Origin of the sequence: uncultured Shewanella sp. (assembly GCF_947497935.1) — a bacterium.
In the GTDB taxonomy this organism is placed as follows: domain Bacteria; phylum Pseudomonadota; class Gammaproteobacteria; order Enterobacterales; family Shewanellaceae; genus Shewanella.
The window spans coordinates 167,358-184,949 of the sequence record NZ_CANMIO010000002.1 but is presented as its reverse complement, the minus strand read 5'-3'; the positions used below and the strand labels follow the sequence as shown (position 1 = coordinate 184,949).

Annotated in this window: 17 protein-coding genes; 7 read left to right on the top strand and 10 right to left on the bottom strand. The window is 45.4% G+C overall.

Annotation, left to right across the window (positions count from 1 at the left end; genetic code table 11):
* Positions 1-176 precede the first annotated feature (176 nt).
* A complete protein-coding gene (gene rpoH / locus Q1A86_RS03020) occupies positions 177-1,034 on the top strand; it encodes an RNA polymerase sigma factor RpoH (protein WP_299802806.1) in 858 nt (285 codons plus the stop codon).
* 777 nt (positions 1,035-1,811) lie between these two features.
* Here the strand turns inward: rpoH and Q1A86_RS03015 are convergent.
* Positions 1,812-2,012: a hypothetical protein gene (locus Q1A86_RS03015; protein WP_299802805.1), complete on the bottom strand. Its 201-nt coding sequence runs from the start codon at positions 2,010-2,012 to the stop codon at positions 1,812-1,814.
* Positions 2,013-2,318: 306 nt separating this feature from the next.
* Between Q1A86_RS03015 and Q1A86_RS03010 the strand changes: the two genes are divergently transcribed.
* The gene (locus Q1A86_RS03010; protein WP_299802804.1) at positions 2,319-2,570 is read left to right on the top strand and encodes a hypothetical protein; all 252 of its coding nucleotides are present in this window, start codon (positions 2,319-2,321) and stop codon (positions 2,568-2,570) included.
* A 62-nt stretch (positions 2,571-2,632) separates the two neighbouring features.
* On the opposite strand, the gene menE is transcribed toward Q1A86_RS03010, so the two are convergent.
* The 4 genes from menE to menD form a co-directional block, all read right to left on the bottom strand.
* Positions 2,633-4,120 carry an o-succinylbenzoate--CoA ligase gene (gene menE / locus Q1A86_RS03005; RefSeq protein WP_299802803.1) on the bottom strand — a complete coding sequence of 496 codons (1,488 nt, stop codon included), beginning with the start codon at positions 4,118-4,120 and terminating at the stop codon, positions 2,633-2,635.
* Between the two features lie 65 nt (positions 4,121-4,185).
* The gene (menC, locus tag Q1A86_RS03000) at positions 4,186-5,253 is read right to left on the bottom strand and encodes an o-succinylbenzoate synthase (protein ID WP_299802802.1); all 1,068 of its coding nucleotides are present in this window, start codon (positions 5,251-5,253) and stop codon (positions 4,186-4,188) included.
* Between the two features lie 18 nt (positions 5,254-5,271).
* Positions 5,272-6,075 carry a 2-succinyl-6-hydroxy-2,4-cyclohexadiene-1-carboxylate synthase gene (menH, locus tag Q1A86_RS02995; RefSeq protein ID WP_299802801.1) on the bottom strand — a complete coding sequence of 268 codons (804 nt, stop codon included), beginning with the start codon at positions 6,073-6,075 and terminating at the stop codon, positions 5,272-5,274.
* Complete coding sequence (gene menD / locus Q1A86_RS02990) at positions 6,075-7,784, bottom strand: 2-succinyl-5-enolpyruvyl-6-hydroxy-3-cyclohexene-1-carboxylic-acid synthase (protein WP_299802800.1); 1,710 nt, start codon at positions 7,782-7,784, stop codon at positions 6,075-6,077. Before menD ends, menH begins: the two co-directional genes overlap by 1 nt.
* A gap of 239 nt (positions 7,785-8,023) precedes the next feature.
* Between menD and Q1A86_RS02985 the strand changes: the two genes are divergently transcribed.
* On the top strand, positions 8,024-9,001 hold the full coding sequence (locus tag Q1A86_RS02985) for a LysR family transcriptional regulator (RefSeq protein ID WP_299802799.1): 978 nt from the start codon (positions 8,024-8,026) through the stop codon (positions 8,999-9,001).
* A 411-nt stretch (positions 9,002-9,412) separates the two neighbouring features.
* On the opposite strand, the gene Q1A86_RS02980 is transcribed toward Q1A86_RS02985, so the two are convergent.
* Positions 9,413-9,718 (bottom strand): cytochrome c3 family protein, encoded by a 306-nt coding sequence (locus tag Q1A86_RS02980; protein WP_299802798.1) that lies wholly within the window; start codon positions 9,716-9,718, stop codon positions 9,413-9,415.
* 203 nt (positions 9,719-9,921) lie between these two features.
* Between Q1A86_RS02980 and Q1A86_RS02975 the strand changes: the two genes are divergently transcribed.
* Positions 9,922-10,878, top strand: coding sequence for a LysR family transcriptional regulator (locus tag Q1A86_RS02975; RefSeq protein ID WP_299802797.1), 957 nt, complete (start codon positions 9,922-9,924; stop codon positions 10,876-10,878).
* A 53-nt stretch (positions 10,879-10,931) separates the two neighbouring features.
* On the opposite strand, the gene Q1A86_RS02970 is transcribed toward Q1A86_RS02975, so the two are convergent.
* Together Q1A86_RS02970 and Q1A86_RS02965 are read right to left on the bottom strand one after the other, a co-directional pair.
* The gene (locus tag Q1A86_RS02970) at positions 10,932-11,393 is read right to left on the bottom strand and encodes a TerB family tellurite resistance protein (protein ID WP_299802796.1); all 462 of its coding nucleotides are present in this window, start codon (positions 11,391-11,393) and stop codon (positions 10,932-10,934) included.
* Positions 11,394-11,496: 103 nt separating this feature from the next.
* Positions 11,497-12,015 carry a DUF2780 domain-containing protein gene (locus Q1A86_RS02965; protein WP_299802795.1) on the bottom strand — a complete coding sequence of 173 codons (519 nt, stop codon included), beginning with the start codon at positions 12,013-12,015 and terminating at the stop codon, positions 11,497-11,499.
* A gap of 183 nt (positions 12,016-12,198) precedes the next feature.
* On the opposite strand from Q1A86_RS02965, the gene Q1A86_RS02960 reads away from it, so the two are divergent.
* The 3 genes from Q1A86_RS02960 to Q1A86_RS02950 all read left to right on the top strand — a co-directional run bounded on the left by Q1A86_RS02960 (position 12,199) and on the right by Q1A86_RS02950 (position 16,058).
* Positions 12,199-12,933, top strand: coding sequence for a hypothetical protein (locus tag Q1A86_RS02960; RefSeq protein WP_299802794.1), 735 nt, complete (start codon positions 12,199-12,201; stop codon positions 12,931-12,933).
* Between the two features lie 111 nt (positions 12,934-13,044).
* Positions 13,045-14,466, top strand: a complete 1,422-nt coding sequence (locus Q1A86_RS02955; RefSeq protein WP_299802793.1) for a DUF4145 domain-containing protein — start codon at positions 13,045-13,047, stop codon at positions 14,464-14,466.
* A gap of 314 nt (positions 14,467-14,780) precedes the next feature.
* Positions 14,781-16,058 (top strand): hypothetical protein, encoded by a 1,278-nt coding sequence (locus Q1A86_RS02950; RefSeq protein WP_299802792.1) that lies wholly within the window; start codon positions 14,781-14,783, stop codon positions 16,056-16,058.
* Positions 16,059-16,066: 8 nt separating this feature from the next.
* On the opposite strand, the gene Q1A86_RS02945 is transcribed toward Q1A86_RS02950, so the two are convergent.
* Positions 16,067-16,396, bottom strand: a complete 330-nt coding sequence (locus Q1A86_RS02945; RefSeq protein ID WP_299802791.1) for a hypothetical protein — start codon at positions 16,394-16,396, stop codon at positions 16,067-16,069.
* Positions 16,397-16,545: 149 nt separating this feature from the next.
* Positions 16,546-17,529 (bottom strand): LysR substrate-binding domain-containing protein, encoded by a 984-nt coding sequence (locus Q1A86_RS02940; protein WP_220765589.1) that lies wholly within the window; start codon positions 17,527-17,529, stop codon positions 16,546-16,548.
* Positions 17,530-17,592: the final 63 nt, after the last annotated feature.

Here is a 17,592-nt window from a genome sequence, read left to right as displayed (position 1 = left end):
TCTGCCTACAACTAGATGCAAGACTCTAATAAGCAATAATGAGTATTGACGCATATTAGATAAAGTTGATGGTTGACATATTTTGTCATTTAGTCGATAGTTCATTGTCCATTTCAGCAATGAATGGACAAAAGTAGATTTTAGCAAGACATTTGTAAGAAGTAGCAGGAGCGTAAATGACAGATCAAACGCAATCAATGGCACTGATGGTTCCCCAAAGTAGTGGCAGCCTCGAGTCTTATGTTCATTCAGCACACAACATTCCTATGTTGGAAGCTGATAAAGAATATGAGCTAGCGAAGCGTCTGCAAGAGACGGGTGATCTACAGGCTGCGAAACAGTTGATTATGTCGCACTTACGTTTTGTGGTACATGTTGCAAAGGGTTACTCAGGCTACGGTCTTCCACAAGCAGATTTGATCCAAGAAGGTAATATCGGCTTAATGAAGGCGGTTAAGCGTTTCGACCCAGATGTGGGCGTTCGCTTGGTGTCGTTTGCCGTGCATTGGATTAAAGCTGAGATCCACGAGTATGTGCTTAAGAACTGGCGCATTGTTAAAGTGGCTACCACTAAAGCACAGCGCAAACTGTTCTTTAACCTACGTAAGGCTAAAAAGCGTCTAGGTTGGTTTAGCGACAGTGAAGTGGGTATGGTTGCTGACAGTCTAGGTGTATCGAAAACCGATGTGACCGAGATGGAGTCACGCATGGCGGCGCAAGATCCAGCCTTCGATCTCGCTAGCGACAATGATGACGAGCAAGATTATGCACCTATGCATTACCTTGAAGATCATTCATCAGATTTAGCGTCTCAAGTTGAAAACGACAACTGGGAACAGAATAACCAAGCGCGTCTGCTATCGGCCATCAAGACTCTTGATGAGCGTAGCCAACATATCCTTAAAGCGCGTTGGTTAGATGAAGACAAGACCACATTGCAAGATTTAGCGGCAACTTACCAAGTGTCGGCTGAACGTATTAGGCAGTTGGAAAAGAATGCAATGAACAAGCTTAAAGGCTGTATGGAAGCCTAGTTTCCATTGTCCGCTCCAATCGCTTAGCGATAATTAAAACCTGCTTTTTAGCAGGTTTTTTTATGTCTGGAACATTTATGCCAAAAGCCCATGGATGGATAGCTTTTGGCTTTATGTCTGGAACATTTATGCCAAAAGCCCATGGATGGGCAGCTTTTGGCTTTATGTCTGGAGTTTACCTAGGCATATGTGCCTTTGGCATCAGGCTACGCCTGAGCTTTGAGTTAGACTGCGTCTAACAACTAACGTCGTGGCGCTTCGCCCCTTTCTGTTGTTAAGAGTGAGCCAAGGGAAAGTGCTTGTCCCCCACTCTTGATTCCGTAAGGAGAAACCCTCAGCGCCCCTGACGAAGTTGTCTCCCTCGTACTTATTCGAAATAACCTAACGCTTCCGATGGGGCATCCTGCCCCGCGAAAGCTATGCCAACATCCGTGTGGGCATCACGGTTATTTCTTCAACGTACTTCGGCAACTCCGATGGGGAATTGGTGTTTCCTGTAAGTTATGTTTGGCTATTTAGATTAGTGCTTTTTATGGGGAGCACTTTGGGTTGGTCTAAATGCTTTTCTAACCCCGTGTAGATACGGCCGTGACCGTCCATGACATGGACGTCATGGCCGAGCTTCCAGGGATGGACTTGCTGCGTGTCACGGAAGTGTCTGCACATACGCCTGCTGCAGGCAATTAGTTGCATTGGATAGTGAAAGTGAGTAATGAGGTAATTAGGCATACAGTTAGAACAATTAAGCTTTAAGTTAGGCTGCGTCTAACAACCCAATCAAACTGCGTTTGATAAAAGGTCGTGAGCTTCCAGCTCACACACGGCCAAGAAGGGGTCAACAGCAACCCCCTCTTGGCCATTTCTTTCATAAAGAGTCCCTGCCGCCCCGACGAAGTTGTAGATCTTCATACTCCAATAAAAATTGCCTAATGGTTTAGATTGGTCATCTATGTCTCCCGAGCCTGAACCATCATCCATGATGGTTCCACGACACTATTTTAGATTAAGAGCCATCTGCGTACTTCGGCAACTCCGATGGGGAGTTGGTGCTTCCTGTGAAAAGGTAGGAGTTTTAACTTTGTGTTTTTGTACTAAGAACACTGTAGTGAAGCTATTGTACTTTTCTTCCTCTGTGTAGCTCTGACTAGTGGGTGGCCATTTATGTATAACGCTTGAGATTACTCGTAAGGTTATGTGATTCTACCGCTCGAATAGGTTATAAATATGTAACGTTGGGGGGCTCGGCAAAATTAATGACAATTCGCTAAAACATAAGGAGTGCTTATGAAATGGATATCGACTTTAATTTTTAGTTTATTATTGTGGGGCTGCAGTCATTCTCCCAGTAATTATTATGTACCACCAGATACATGTGATGGAGCACCGGGATGTGCGGCTTCCGCTATAATTAAAGGTATTGTTTATTCAGAACCTGCGCCTAGAAAGTGTGCCGAAAAGCGTGGAACTCAACGAGCTGAATGTGATGCTCAAGTAGATGCGATTAAAGATTCGATTAAACAGGCTCAAAGAAATTAAAGTACATGTAACCTAAGTATTTAAGGTTGCGAATTACCGTTAGCTGGTCTACAAGTAAGCACTTATTTGTCAACCGCCTCAATCACCTGTTTGCGTACAACCTTAATCCCGGCGCTGCTGACTTCTGGCCAAGGGTAATAACACCTTGGTCGCTTAAAACGGGCGATCTTGTCGGCGAGGAAGTCTGTCAGCTCGGCTTCCAAAGGTTGGTTGGCTGAATTGTTACTCAGCTTACTCTCATTTAACTTAAGAATGGCAGCTGGGAGAGTGCCAAACTTGGCGTCAGCCACAGGAAACACGATGGCATCGCTGATTAACGGGTGCAGCTTTAAAGCGGTTTCTATCTCTTCGGGTTGGATGTTCTCGCCGCCGCTGATGAACATGTTGTCGGCTCGGCCGTCGATACAGAGGTTGCCGTTTTCATCAAAGTGGCCTAAGTCTTTGGTGTAGAACCAGCCGTCATTATCTAGCGGTAGGTTAAAACCTTCATCGGCTAAATAACCTAAAAACAGACACCCGCCTTTTACCCATATTTCACTATCGATAATCTTCAATTCACGACCCGATAAAACTTTGCCACTGGAGCCGTCGGTGCGCGCTATACCTGTGGTGATCTGCGATCCCATCTCTGTCATGCCGTAGCTGGTGTAGGCCTTTATGTTACGTTTGCCTAACTTTGAGAGTAGGTCGGCTGAGATTGCTCCACCGCCGAGTAGCATGGCTTTGACTCGGCTTAAGCAGTCGCTTTCGGCACTCGTCTCATTATCACTCTCACGCTCAACGGCTGCATTAAGTAACTGCTGTAGTTGAGCGCTCACTAACGACAGGTGGCTTATCTCGTCACGAAAAAGCTGATCCGCTAGAGCTAGGTTCTTGTCTTCAAACACCACACAGGCTCCGGCTAGTGCGCAGCGATTTAAGATGGCTAAGCCGCCAATATGAAATAGCGGCAGCGACAGTAACCAGCTGTCTGTTGATGCTAAGCCGATTAGCTCACTCGAACCTTTGGCGCTGGCCATATGATTGGCTAGGCTGTGGGCGGCGGCTTTAGGTGTGCCGCTGCTGCCGGAGGTGAGTATGGCGTTGACTGCAACATTGGGGTTTATAGTTTGCTGCGCTTGTTCGCTAAGCTGATTAAAATCCAGTGAGATAGCTTTTAGCTGTGGCTGATCCTGCAGTGCATCAACTAGGCTGGAGTTAGTTTGCTGTGAGGCTTCAAGCCAGTAATATTGATAGTTATGGCATTGCATTAACTCGATGATCTGCTGAGACGCAAAGCGTGGCGAGATAGGACAGAACAGAATACCGCTATCGACGCAGGCCCAATAGAGTTGCAATAGCTGCGGACAGTTATGGGCGATACAGGCTAAGCGGTCGCCGCGCTTTAAGCCTATTTGGTTAAATTGCTGGGTTAGGGCGATGACTTGCTGGTGTAAAGTTTGGTAGCTAACTGCCACGCCTGAAAAACGGTAAGCCGGCGCCTCAGCTTGTGCTAATGCTTGCTGATGAATAGGTGAGAGTATTTGCTTGTTGGTACTGCTAACCGTCATATCAATGCGCCGCTTATCTGTTAGGTTCGATTCGTTAGCTATTGTTTACATGGCTATTGCATGCGCTAGCTATTACTTACACGAGTTAGGAGTGTTAAGTCATCAAGCTGCAAACAGACAGGTTTTCCAGAGCTAACGATTAAATCTTGGTTGAAGGCTGCGAGAGTATCAATCCCCGGGATCTCATCTGGAGTCATGATTTCTGCTAAGCGACTTAATGCTTCAATGCCAAGGCTTGCTTCTAAGCTTGAGCTAAGAATGCAGCGCACGCCGTGTTCGGTGGCGGTATCGATTAATAGCTGCAGCTTTTCGATACTGCCAAGCAGCATAGGCTTAATGATTAATGCGCTTAAGCCTGCTTGCATCTTAAATTCATATTCGGCGCTATTTAATGACTCATCCAGTGCCCATGGCATCCCTATCGCGTGGTAAAAAGCCTGATTGTCATCGGGGTTTTGGCATGGCTCTTCGATGTACTCGATGCTCTCGAGTGGTAGGCATGCTGCAAACTCTATGGCTTGCTCTAGTGTGAAGCCGCGATTGGCATCTAAACGGAGTTTTAGATCGGGGCGAATGGCTAAGATCTGATGGATCAGTTTAATTTCATCTTCAAGCGACTCCTGAGCGACCTTCACTTTCACCGCATAAACGCTGCTAGATAAGCTTGCAACGCGCTCGCTAACCGCCGTAAGAGCTTCATTACTTTGGCGATAAATCAGCGGAATGGTGCGCGGGGGGATGGCGTGGCCGTCAAATTTTCCTGCGAGTTTGGCGTGCAGTTGGCTGAGGCCAAACGCTAGTGATGGCAAAGCGGTTTGCTCTACAAAATCGAGTAAATTGTCGATGGGCTGCTGGTGCAATTGTGGCAATAATGCCGCTAGCTGCTCGCTAACCTCCGTTAATGTTTCGCGGCTAAAACCTGTTAATGTTTCACCTTGGTTATCGACGCCAGAAAGCGGTGAGATCTCTACCCACTCCTGTCGTTCTTCAGTCTGCGCAACTAGGACTAACCCTTGCCGCTGCTCGATGCGCTGCTTACCTACTGGCAATGGCTTGTCTAAGTCGATAGCAAACAGATACAGACCCAACTGAGTTAAGGTTAATGGCGTTGCTTGCTGAGGAGTCGGGGTCATGTATGGCTCACTGTCTGCTTAGAAGTTAGAAGGAGTAGATGTAAAAATAGTACTTAGCTGTTTTGCGAAAGCCTGAGGGGCCGCTAGATGCACGTTATGCCCACTGGCCTCGATGCTGTGTAGCAATAATGGCTGTTGCTGTTGCCAGCGTTTGGCTAACGCCATGAATTTATGGTCTTGATGGCCTGCAATAAAATGGCTGCTAATCGGTAATAGGCTTGGGGTATCCCAGAGATCTTCCTGTTCGGCAAGGGATGTCGCCCGATAGCAGTTCCCTAGCATAAGAGGTTGATTGTGAGCTCTCTTGTCAATTAAGTGCTCACGCTCGGTCTTGGTTAAGTCACTAAACACTGCTTGCTGATACCAGAGGGCTAGGAAGTCTTTGATAGGCAGGGTTTGTAACTTCTGCGCCCATGCCATGTCGTTAGCTTTGCGTTCGGTTCTCGCGTCCAGTTCTTGTAGCCCGGGATGACAAGACTCTAAGGTTAGGCTAAGTAATGCTTGCGGATAGAGGCGGGCTAAATGCAGCGCAATACGGCCACCCAATGAATAGCCCACCAGATGATACTGACTGACATTAAGTTGCTCTAGAGTGGTGTGAATCAGCTCTGCGCAGGGGATAAAACCTGGAGTTGGTAGCTTTAAACTATTGCTATCGTCGATTCCGTTACCACCGTGGCCGGGAAGATCGATACTGACGCAGAAGAAATCATCGGCTAACTGCTCGATGATCTCTTGCCAATCCTCTTTACTGCCTAAGAAACCGTGGAGAAATACCACGGCTGGCGAGCCAATACTCCCTGAAGTGCAATAACTTAGCATTAGCTCTGTTTGATCCAGCTAGCGATTTGAGCGATCTGCTCACTGGCTTGATTTTGGGCTACGGTTACCTCAATCACCGAGGGGCCAGAATAGGTCATGGCGTATTCATAGGATTCGATAAAATCGGTGAGTGAATCTACCTGATTGTAGGCGAGTCCAAACATGGCGGCGCCGAATCCAAACTCGAGTCCATGGGACAAGCGGTAGTAATCGGTTCTTAACTGCTCATTGGGCACTGGTAGTAAGTTAAAGATATTACCGCCATCATTATTGAGGATCACTATCACCAGCGGGCTAGTGAGCGTACGTGCGATAGCTAATGAATTAAGGTCGTGTAGCGCCGAAATATCACCAATAATCAGGGTTGTCGGCTTAGCTTCTGCAGCCGCAACTCCACAGGCCGTTGCTAATAAGCCGTCGATGCCTGATGCGCCGCGGTTAGTGAATACGTTGGCGCTTGCAGTGGTGATAGGGGCAAACATGTCATATAGACGCACTGGGAGACTGTTTCCAATAAACAACTGTTGCTCATTGGTTTGTCTCTGAGCTATGGCGCGAATCGTCTGCGCCTCACCAAATTCTGCATGATCAATCTGCTGTTGATATAGCGTTTCTAGGTCATCGTTATGCTGTACAAGCTTGAGCGCCCAGTTAGCCTCAGAAGATCTTGGCCAAGCTAGCTTAGCAAATTGATGCGCAGGAGAAATCCAAACCTGTTTTGGCTTATGGCTTGGATCCAGCCTTTGTTGCTGTGGCAGCACCTGCCAATAATCTTTCCAATTCTGCTCATTAAGGTAGTTGATAAGGCGTTTGGAAAGAATGCGTCCACCGAAGACAATCACTCTTTCAGCCTGAGCCAGAAGCGCCTTAGATTTTGGCTGATGTAGCAGCTGGTCGATATTACCAATGGCAGCAGGATGTTGTCTCAGTTGTGACTGGGCATCGGTGACAATAGGCCAACCTAGCTTTTGGGCTAGCTCAATCAGTTGATCTGATTGCTGCTCTGGCGCGAGCGTTGCCGCAACAATTACCCCTTTGCCATGTACGAAGCGGGCAAGTGCGTCTGCTGTTGGCATCTGGCCGCTGTTTAGGTTTGCAAATTGGTTATAAGGCACTGTTTGCTGTTGCCACTGTTTAACAGGCGCTAAGTAATGTTCAAAATCTACCTTAGGCTCGTTGGGGTACAGGGGCTCACGGTACATACAATTAATATGAACAGGCTGTGATTGGTTGCAAACCGCTTCATCTAACAAGCTAAGTAGCGCTTGAGGAGCAATATTGAGATCCGGTGTCGGCAGGTTTAGCTGCTTGGCATACTGAGCAAAAATGGCGGGCTGAATGATCGCCTGATTGGCGCCACAGTCGATAAGCTCTGGAGGTCTATCACCAGATAATACGATTAAGGGAACACGAGTAAGCCAGGCTTCGATCACCGCTGGGTAGAGGTTGGCAACTGCTGTGCCTGAGGTGGTAATAATCGCTACTGGTGCTTGACTGGCCTTGGCTAAACCAAGCGCCATAAAGCCGAGCCCACGCTCATCAAAGTGGATGTGTTGGCTAAGCTTGGTTTGCTTCGCCGCAGCTAGGGTGAGTGGAGTAGAACGAGAACCTGGCGCCATACAGACATGTTTAACGCCTAAGCGAGCCAACTCCTCTAAGATTAAAGTTCCCCAAAGCAGGTTAAGTTCAGCGGTGTGTTCAGTTTGCATAGATGAGTACCATATCATTGATAGCCTTAGTTTAACTCGCTTTGTGGCAAAGGAGTATGATCCCACTTAGGTTTCTTTGTCCCAGTGGTAAGCGATAGCTGAAATTGAGGTTGATTGTCTTTTACCTCCTAATACCTACAAATAGGTATGTATGTGATAGGTGTAGCAAAACCGTTTATTTTTCAGTGTTATAGTTTGTATACAATAATTAATAAAATGTGTTTTTAGGCAAGGGTTTGATGCGTAAGGAACTTTCAAAGCTAGATTATTTTACTCTTAAGGTGTTTATAGGGTTAGTTGAGTTTAAAAATGGCTCGGTTGTGGCACAGAAACTTAACACCACTCAGCCTAAGGTGAGTCGCGCTCTGAGCAATATGCGTGAAGTGATCCATGATGAATTGTTTATCAGGCGTCAGTATGGTGTTGAGCCTAATCTTATGGCTGACAGGCTGTATCCTATCGTTAAGTCTATTGTGCTGGGCTATGAACAGATGGCTGAAATAACCAGCTATTCCCCTGATAGCAATCGCTTAGTCATCGCAGCTCAGGAGCATTTATCCGGGTTTTTAGTCGAATCAATTAACGAAGTGTGTCAGACCCTAGGTCGAGACATGTCGGTGATTATTCAACCTTGGAGTGACAATGTTCAGGAACTATTGGCACAAGGTAAGATTGACTACGCGATTAGTGTTAATTCTAAGGCATCTGAATCGGTCAAAAGCGTTCAAGTCGGTGATGTTCAATATTTCTTTTTAGCTGCGAAAAAAGATCATCCATTCTTTAAGCAAGAGCTAACATTTGACAGCTTACTAAAGAACAAATTAGTGTTTATCAATTACTCAAAGGTGGGCTTGGTTGAGCATTATTGTGAGACCTACGCTAAAGAGCGCTCTTTAGATATCAAAGTCAGCTTTAAGACAACGAGTTTAGCCATGGCACTGAACCATGTTGCGAAGACGGACGACATTTGCTGGACAGCCTCGATTTTCTCACATCATTATTTTAATAATCGCAGCGATATCGACTATCTTGATGCAACTGATTTTTATAGTAATGTGCTGTTTCCTAAGCTTAACCGTGAGCGGTACTCTTACTTCTTACAATATCATCAGTCCCATGAAAGTGATTTTTCTCAGGCACTGTCTAAGTTATTACAACAAAAACTGACACTTGCCCAAGATCTCTATGAGCAGCAAAAACTAGCTCAAGTGGCTTAATGATAAGAATCTAGCGAGTTTTAGAGCTTTTGTGCTTCACTTGCTAGATTCGATTTACACGCCTTTCTTAAGCCTATTCCCATCACTCACACTCATATATATTATTTGGAGTTTGTGAGCTTGCTTGCCATTTTCGCCCTTATCTATAGCAAAGTCCTACCTAACGAAGGTGCATTGTAAATGGTTGTTTTAAAGCAATAAAATTATGTGATCTTCGAGGCAATTACCCCATGTAAGTCTATCTGCAATCTAATTGATGGTATATTTTACGATCAACTTATAAATTGATTTGCGGTATGCAGCGATAGGCGTTAACTAAATCGCCTGAATGGATGTGATAGATTCGTAGAAGGTAAAAGGCCCGCGTCTGATGAAGGGTGCGGACCTTTGCAGGGACTGGTTAGATAGGTGCTATTCGTCTGCTTCTTGCTGGTATTGCTGCATGTTCATCTTTCGCGCTAAATCTTCAGGCGTGTGATGACAGAGACCGCAATCTTTTTCCAAGGTCTTTTGGCTTGGGAGTACGGGAGGTAGATCATCTCCCTCTTTCCAGCGGTGGCAATCCATGCAGCTGACTGCATCTAGATGAACTTCGGTATCGATCCAAACATGAGCTGGTGTTTGCTGCCATTTTTCATCATGGCATTCATTACAACTATCGAGGGCAGAAGCGTTTGTACTAACTAGTAATAGTAATAAAACCGTAAGCTTTTTCATCTGTCGTCGTCCTATAAGTTGTTGAAATACGATACTTTTAAGCGTTATTTTTCAGTGGCCTATCTATGGAGCGTATTCTACCTAGAATTATTGGTATTGTATTTTTAGAGGTGAGTATTTGCAGTGCAAAGCAATATTTTCAGTTTAAAGAAAATACAATTTCAATAATTAAAAATAACCCTAGGTAAATTAAGGAACTGACGATGATAGACGTCGATGTGAAGGCGCTGGTGATTTTTAAGTCTGTTTATGAAACGGGATGCTGTGGTGAGACTTCTCGGCAGTTCCGAATCTCGAACTCTAAAGTGACTCGTTATCTTTCAAGTTTAAGGGAATATTACCAAGACTCGCTCTTCATAAGAAAAAAGGAAGGTTTCATTCCAACAGCTAGAGCGAAGGCTATATACCCTAAAATTTGTGAAATCAGCGAGTTGTTATCGGATATTAGTGTTACAGAGATCTGCTTAACGCCTAAGAAGGAGTGCACAATTGCGGTCCCTCCCACCCTATCCGTAGGGCTACCTGAGTTTATTGATTGCGAGTTGGAAAGCTGTAGTTTGAGCGCTTCTACTCACATTAAGCATGTAAGGCCACAAACCTGTGAAGAGATGCTGCAAGGCGGCATGTGTCTGGCCGTTATACAAGATGACGATCATGGTACTCAAGAGGCTTTGAAGAGGTATAAATCGACGCTAATGGCCACACCTATTGGAACGGGTCAGTTTGTGTATATTGTTGCTCGCGAGGAGCATCCTGTGTGGTTTAGTGGGTTATCTTTAGTGGATATCGCTCACTACCCCTTTGTGGTAACAGCGATTGAAGGGTTTAACGATATTCGGGACCCACTGGAAGCTTATTGTGAGCAAAACCAACTAGCTTTAGGCTCTGTTTATAAAACCCATAGCTTAGCAGGGCTGATTACAAAATTGCGCAGTAGTGATGCAATTTCATTTTTAGGTACTCATTGCGCTGCAGATTTTGTTGGGGTCATTCATGGCTTAAAGGCTGTAAGAATGTGCGCTGAGCAATATGAGCTGCTGCACTCTGTAATAGGTAAACCTAGTTATTCGCTACTATCACGTTGTGATCATGCTTGTAACTGCCCAGAAGGCTTTGTCGGTGGTATCAAAGCTTATATTTTGGAGCAAATTACCGATTAGCTTAAAGGGTAACCTTTGCTTACCGGAGGATTTAAAGATCATAAATCTCTAGCCTAAGAAGATTTATCTTTTTGCTCCATCGCGATATTGCGCATTTGAATGAGTTCGCTATGACGTAAATACAAAAGCTCTGCTGTGCGGCGAATGATCTGGTCTTCATACTGACACAAGTGACCATCGGCGTAAGCCAGCTGCCACATGGAGAGGATCAACTGTTGCTTCTGATTGATATCGAAACTGTCATTGATCGCTTGAGTAAACTCATATAGTGAAGTGGAGTTTTGCTGCGATTTTTTAGCATCATGGATCAAGCCATGTACCTCATCGCTGGCTAAGTTTAGGGTGGTGGTTAATAAGCTTGGCAGTAGTTTAGCTTCTTGTTCCGACATGTTCTCATCCGCCATCACCACTTCCAGCAATAAACTTGCTGCTGCAAGGTTCAAATGCTCCGCGCGCTCTTCATCTGAGAGTATTGTCTGTGGATTAGCGAAAAACTGTTTGAGCTTAGCGATCATATCGGCTCCTAAACCTTACGGGAATGACAGGTTATTAGAGTTTAATTATGGCAGAGAGTTCCTTCTCAACAATTATCCAATCGCTGAGAAGGAGAATCGAGGTCTATAAAATTGAATTTAGGCCTTTCATCAGCAGATCTGAGGTACCCTCACTGCCATTTGTATCTAAGTAGCCTTTGACGATATCAACCATAGGCGCAGCGAGTTCTTTAGAAATGCCCAACTTTTCAAATGCATCATAAACCATGGCGCCACCTTGCAAGGATTCACCTAAACCACCCGCTTTCGAGAGTAGCCCTGACATACCTGAGTCGCTATCGAGTTCAGGTGTCGCACTTAAAAGCCCGTCAATACCAGGAATTGAATCGGCTATCGAGCTGAAGTCATTACTACCTAAAGAACTCTGCGCTAGCGAGAGTAAGCTTCCCAAACCACCTTCGGCTTGAGTCTGGCTAAGGCCTAGTTGAGACATAACAGTGCCAACTAAATCACTCGATTGAGTCTGCTCGGTTTGCTCGTTAGCTGTTGCAGTTGCTTGGCCTAGTTGGTCTAAAATCCCTGCGCTTGCAGGAGTACTTAGTAAAGCTGTTATCGTAAGTAGAGTTGCAGTCATTGATTTCATCGAGGCTATCCTTGTGTCGTCTAATCTTTGAATAATTGCTCATTCTAACGTTTTTAACAATTCGTTTGCATTTTTTGTTTATGACTCGTCAGTAATTGGTGATTTCAACTGTGCATTAATTTACAAACTTGGGTATCCTTAGCTTTAACTCGTGTTATTGAATTTTATCTTTTGGAAAACCCTATGCCATTGTCAGCAATATTGACTCAAGCTTTTAATTTTTTTCGAAACAATATTAGTCAGTTAGCGTTTTTGTTTGTACCAATTCTATTTGTGCAGGTTGGTATACAGCTATGGCTAAGTTTAGAAATTAGTGCAGCAGACCTCGAAAACCCTCAATTTGGTACCAGCCACATGGTTGCCATGTTGGTATTACTGCTAGTGTTCTCGTTCTTGATTGCGGCATTAACGCTATTTTTAGAGATCCGCTCTCAGGGTCATAGCCCGTCTAATGGGATGATCTTGAAGACCAGCTTGAACTTTGTGCCAGCACTCTTATTGGCCGGTGTGTTCTCGGGGCTTGCTGTACTCGCGCCAGTATTTATTCTGCTCGCCATTAACCCAACTCTGGGTATTATTGGTTTAGTGGGAAGTATCTATCTGTTTGCGCGTTTGGCGTTCGTTAACTTTATGGTCGTGGTTGAGCGTCTCACACCTATGGAGGCGATTAAGCGCAGCTTTAGCTTTAGTGGTCCTATCGCCCTTAAAACGATCGTGGTGTTATTGCTCTATATTCCATTATCGCTATTTGGTGGTATGTTGGCGCAGTTGACTCAACTTGGTGGTATGCCTGTACAGCTTGTCGGTGAAGTCATCGTGGCCTTTTTCGGCTTGTTCGTGAACGTGGCACTTTTCCGCTTGTATATGGTGTCACGTCCAACACCTGACACTCCTGGCAACATCCAAAACGAAGAGTAACGCCAGGTTGCGACTACTCTACTAGGTTTGCAGCAGTACGCTTGTGTGCGCTGCAAAACCTAGCCTATTATCTGAAAAGCTTAGGGTTATTCTTGATTAGGGGTAAATGTCTTGTTGAACGATATTGAGTTCGTCAATCTGTTCTCAGCCGAATTAGGCGAGGACTATCGCAAGGCCAAAAGTTATGTAAAAGATGTACCGACTCAGGCGCTGCTACATGTACGCAGTTTTAGTCATAAGCTCACAAGTTTGCTAGGTGAGCCTAAGAAGATCCGCTTCGAAAGCCCTAACCTATATGACCGTATCGAACAGCTTAATCAGCATCGACTCATTAACGTTAAAACCACTCGCGCACTGCACAAGCTCAGGGCCGATGGCAACCGTGGCGCCCATCCTGAAAAGTATCACCTTACCCCCGAGCAACTGCAGCAATTAAGCGAGCGTTCTATTAAGCAGCTTTTGTCTTTGGTTGAGTCACTATTTGTTACCGTGACCAAGCAAGATAAACCTGAATATTACTTCGAAGATTTTGACTCGTTAGCGGGAAGAGACCTGTGCTACCGCGCTGTTATGGAGCGAGATCCAGAGTCGCAGTACTTGGTGGGGATGTCATTAAAGACCCGGGCTTTGATGCAACGGGAGCAGGAGCTGGCGTTGCAAGATAGTCGTGAAGACGCGGTAGAAGAGCGGTCAACGGCGTCATTTAAGCAGGCGAGCTACTGGTTTACTCAAGCATCGACAAAAGATCTAAATGCTTTGTTTGAGCATGGGGTATCTTTGATCCACGGGTATAGTGGCGAGACTGATGTAGTTGCGGGAGAGCTTGCAATTGCTAAGGCTGCCGATGCTGGGATCGCGAATGCGATGGCGCTATTAGGTTATTTTTATTTAGTGGGCAGCAAGCAGTTTGCTGCAGACTCTAGTCTGGCGCAGCAATACCTCAGTGAAGCGGCTAAGCTGGAGCAATCGGAGGCGATGGCGAATTTAGGCGTACTCTATTACCAGCAGGCCGATTTAGAAAATGCTTACAAGTATATTCATCGAGCGGCTCAGGCTGGATTCCCCCACGCTCAATACCATTTAGCCTTGATGCTGGCTCGTGGCGAAGGCTGCGAGCAAGACAGCATTAAGAGTGCCTATTGGATGGCTGAAGCGGCAGAGCAGGGGCAGGTGGACGCTATGTTCTCCTGTGCGCAGGAGATGTTGCATGATGACAGCGCCCTTGGGCAAGATCTGTCACAAGCAGAAGCCTATCTGCGAGAGGTGATTAAGTATGGTCATAGCGTACCGGCCATGATTGAGCTCAGTATTGCGCTTGCCGATGGGATCTTGGGGCGTATCGATGTGGTTTCTGCCGCAGCGTTACTCAAAATGGCGAGAGAGCGAGCTAGTCAAACAGAGTTGGATGTTATCTTGCCGTTATGGCATTCATTGGCGCAGCAAGTTGATGCAGTGCTCGCGGTTACCAAGTCAGAGCAAGAGCTTGTGTCATTAAATAAAGCGGCAGAGCTGTTATCTGAGCCCGATGATTGATGACTCATTTTACAAGATAATCCCTCTAGAAAGGTCGATGCATTTGGAATAAATATGCACTATAAGGGCTAAAGTATTGTTGGTTTCGATAGTGTAAGTTTGACAGAATTGATCTCGGCTAATGAATTCTCTTCATGTTAAACCTTTTGGTTTAGCGGTGTTATTTGCCGTAAAAGGTTATAAAGACCAGCACTGCGCGATCCTGATCTTCTATACTGGGTGACTAGTTAGTCAAATTACTCAATCGACATCATTATTGTATAATGTATACTGTGGCGTGATTTTGATTATCTGTTTACTCGATAGGAGTTCTCTTGCCACAATTTGATACTGAACAAACTAGTGCTTCAACATTATCCAATGACGCACAGCAGCAAGCCCTGAATCAGTTTGCAGAGCGTTATATCAAGCTCGCTTTGGCTGTTGGTCAGCATGATAGTTATTATGTCGACGCTTATTACGGCCCAAAAGAGTGGCAGAAAGAAACCTATTGGCAGCCTATCCCCGATCTGTTAAATCAGCATCAAGTTGGTTCTGAGCTATTGGCAACGTTAGGGCTACAGCTAACAGTAGATGAACTCAGCGAACGTTATCAATTTTTGAAGACTCAGTGGCACTCCATCGGCGCTTACCTTAATTTTTTACAAGGTAAACAGTTGAGTTTTGATGAAGAAGCCATTGCTTTATACGATTGTCATCTTAGCCCCTATTCCTTGAGCGAGCATCAACAAGTACTGGTCGACATAGAGTCGCTATTACCGGGAGAAGGCTCGCTTACCGATCGATATAATGCGTTTAAATCGCAATTTATTGTCCCTAAAGACAAGGCCACTGAGGTATTTAGCGCTTCGGTGGATATTGCGCGGGCACTCACTCGCAAGCATATGGACTTACCCGAAAATGAAAGTTTTGAAATTGAATATGTGAACGATAAGGTGTGGACAGCGTATAACTGGTACAAGGGGGGCTCTCACAGTTTAATCCAGTTAAACCAAGATCAACCTCTAGGCATTGAACGATATTTAGAGTTGGCCTCTCATGAAGGCTATCCTGGGCATCACGTATTCAATGTTTTACAAGAGCAGAAGTTGGTGAAGGCTAAGCAATGGCTAGAATACGCCATCTATCCTTTGTATAGCCCTATCTCTTACCTGTCAGAGGGAAGCGCTAACTATGCGCTGAGTCTGATCATGACCGATGAAGAGGTGTTGGCTTTTGAGCGTGACGTGCTAATGCCGCTGGCAGGTTTAGAGGGCGATCTCGCCCTGTTTCACAAGATATTAAAATTGGTTAAAAAGCTGGGCTACTATGAGAACTATGTCAGCCAATCTCTAACCGATAAGCAGGTCGATGCCGAAACGGCCGAAAAGATGTTGATTGACGGTGCGCTATATCCAGAGTCTCGCGCCAAACAGCGAGTAAAGTTTTACGAACGCAATCGTTCTTACGTGATTAATTATAGCGTGGGTGAAGATGCTGTAGCTGCATGGGTCGAGGCAAAAGCTGACACTAAAGCAGAAAAATGGACGCGTTTCGAAAGCCTGTTATCTAGACCTCTAAACGCGTCGGATATGGTTATTTTACCTGCTTGACGCTCTAGTTAAATTGGCTCGTTAGGATTGTGTTCAAACGTACGGCCTTTGTGTGGTGCAGAGGTCGGCGCTTCTTTATAAATCGCCTCCTGAAACTCTTCACTATACTGGAACTCTTTATTCGCTTGCTGTTTTTGAAAGCGAGCAAGTTGACGTTTAAGGTATACCCGTCCAAATAGGCTCAAGGCCACAAAAGTGATGGCACCAAACAGGAGTAGAAATGGTAGCGCGACTAAGGCTAATGTCATAAACGCGATTCCGATAACGAATGCTAACCAGCCACGGGTACCTGAAAATCGGTTCTGCATCGGATTGTTCTGAAATTGGCTATAAATCATATGTTCTCCAAAATATCTTAATGTTAGCTTACACGAAGAAGATGAATGAAGACTGAATGGCTTAGTCTTTTGTTCGTGATGCTTAAGGCTAACTGTTGAATATTATACTGCCGTCTATTTGAACCAAGATCACGTTAATAAAGGTTAATCTAATTTACAAGCTTAGTGCTATCACTATTTAAAAATGCCTTGGCGACACTCTCACAGATAATCTCTTTAACCCATCTATGCCCAGGATCTTCAGCACTTCGCTCATGCCAGAGCAGTACGTAGGCCAGCGGAATAAACTCAATTGGTAGTGGCAACTCCACTAAGGGGTAGAGTTTCTTCGCATGTTGGGCAAAGCTCGCCGGTAAAGTAAAAATCAAATCGCTATGGGCGCAAACACTCGCAGCGCCATAGAAATCGGGAACGATAGTGCTCAGGCGGCGATGATGGCCTAAATCAGCGAGATGATAGTCTAGTGCCCACCAGTCATTTCCTTCACAGCGCACCTGCACATGTGACATCTCTAGATAGACAGTCAGATCCCAATGACCCGCAGCTACAGCAGAGAGAATGGGGTGATCTTGGCGAACCAAACATAGCTGATGATCGGTAAACAGGGTTTGATGAGCGACACCTTCGGGCAGTCTATCCACTTGGAAGGCCGATTGCGGGTGCAGTTCGCGACCAGCAATGCCAAAGTCAATCTGCCCTTGTTGAATCGCCTGCATCGAATTCTCGCTCCAAACAAAGCTATCGAGCTTAAGGTTGGGAGCGCGATTGAGTAATGTGCCGATAAAGTAAGGCAGCAGGGTTTCGTAGGCGCTTTCCACCATGGCAAACGAAAACTGCCGCGTACTGTTATGGGGCGTAAAGCTTGGCGGCAGTGTCAGTTGATACAAGCTTTGAAGGCTTTGGGGCAGGATTTTGCCTAAATGTACTGCGTGGGCTGTTGGCTTAAGTCCATGAGCGGTACGCAGGAAAAGCGGATCCCCAAGAGTATCCCTTAAGCGATTTAAACTTTTACTCAGAGCCGACTGGCTGAGGTGTAAGCGGTTGGCGGCACGAGTGACGCTCTGCTCCTCTAATAGCACTTGCAAGATAACCAATAGGTTTAAATCGATACGTGCGAGATTTTCAAGTTTCAAAGATATTCCTCAATGGAAATTCATAATGGAAATAATATCATTTCTGTTCATACCTTAGTTTGA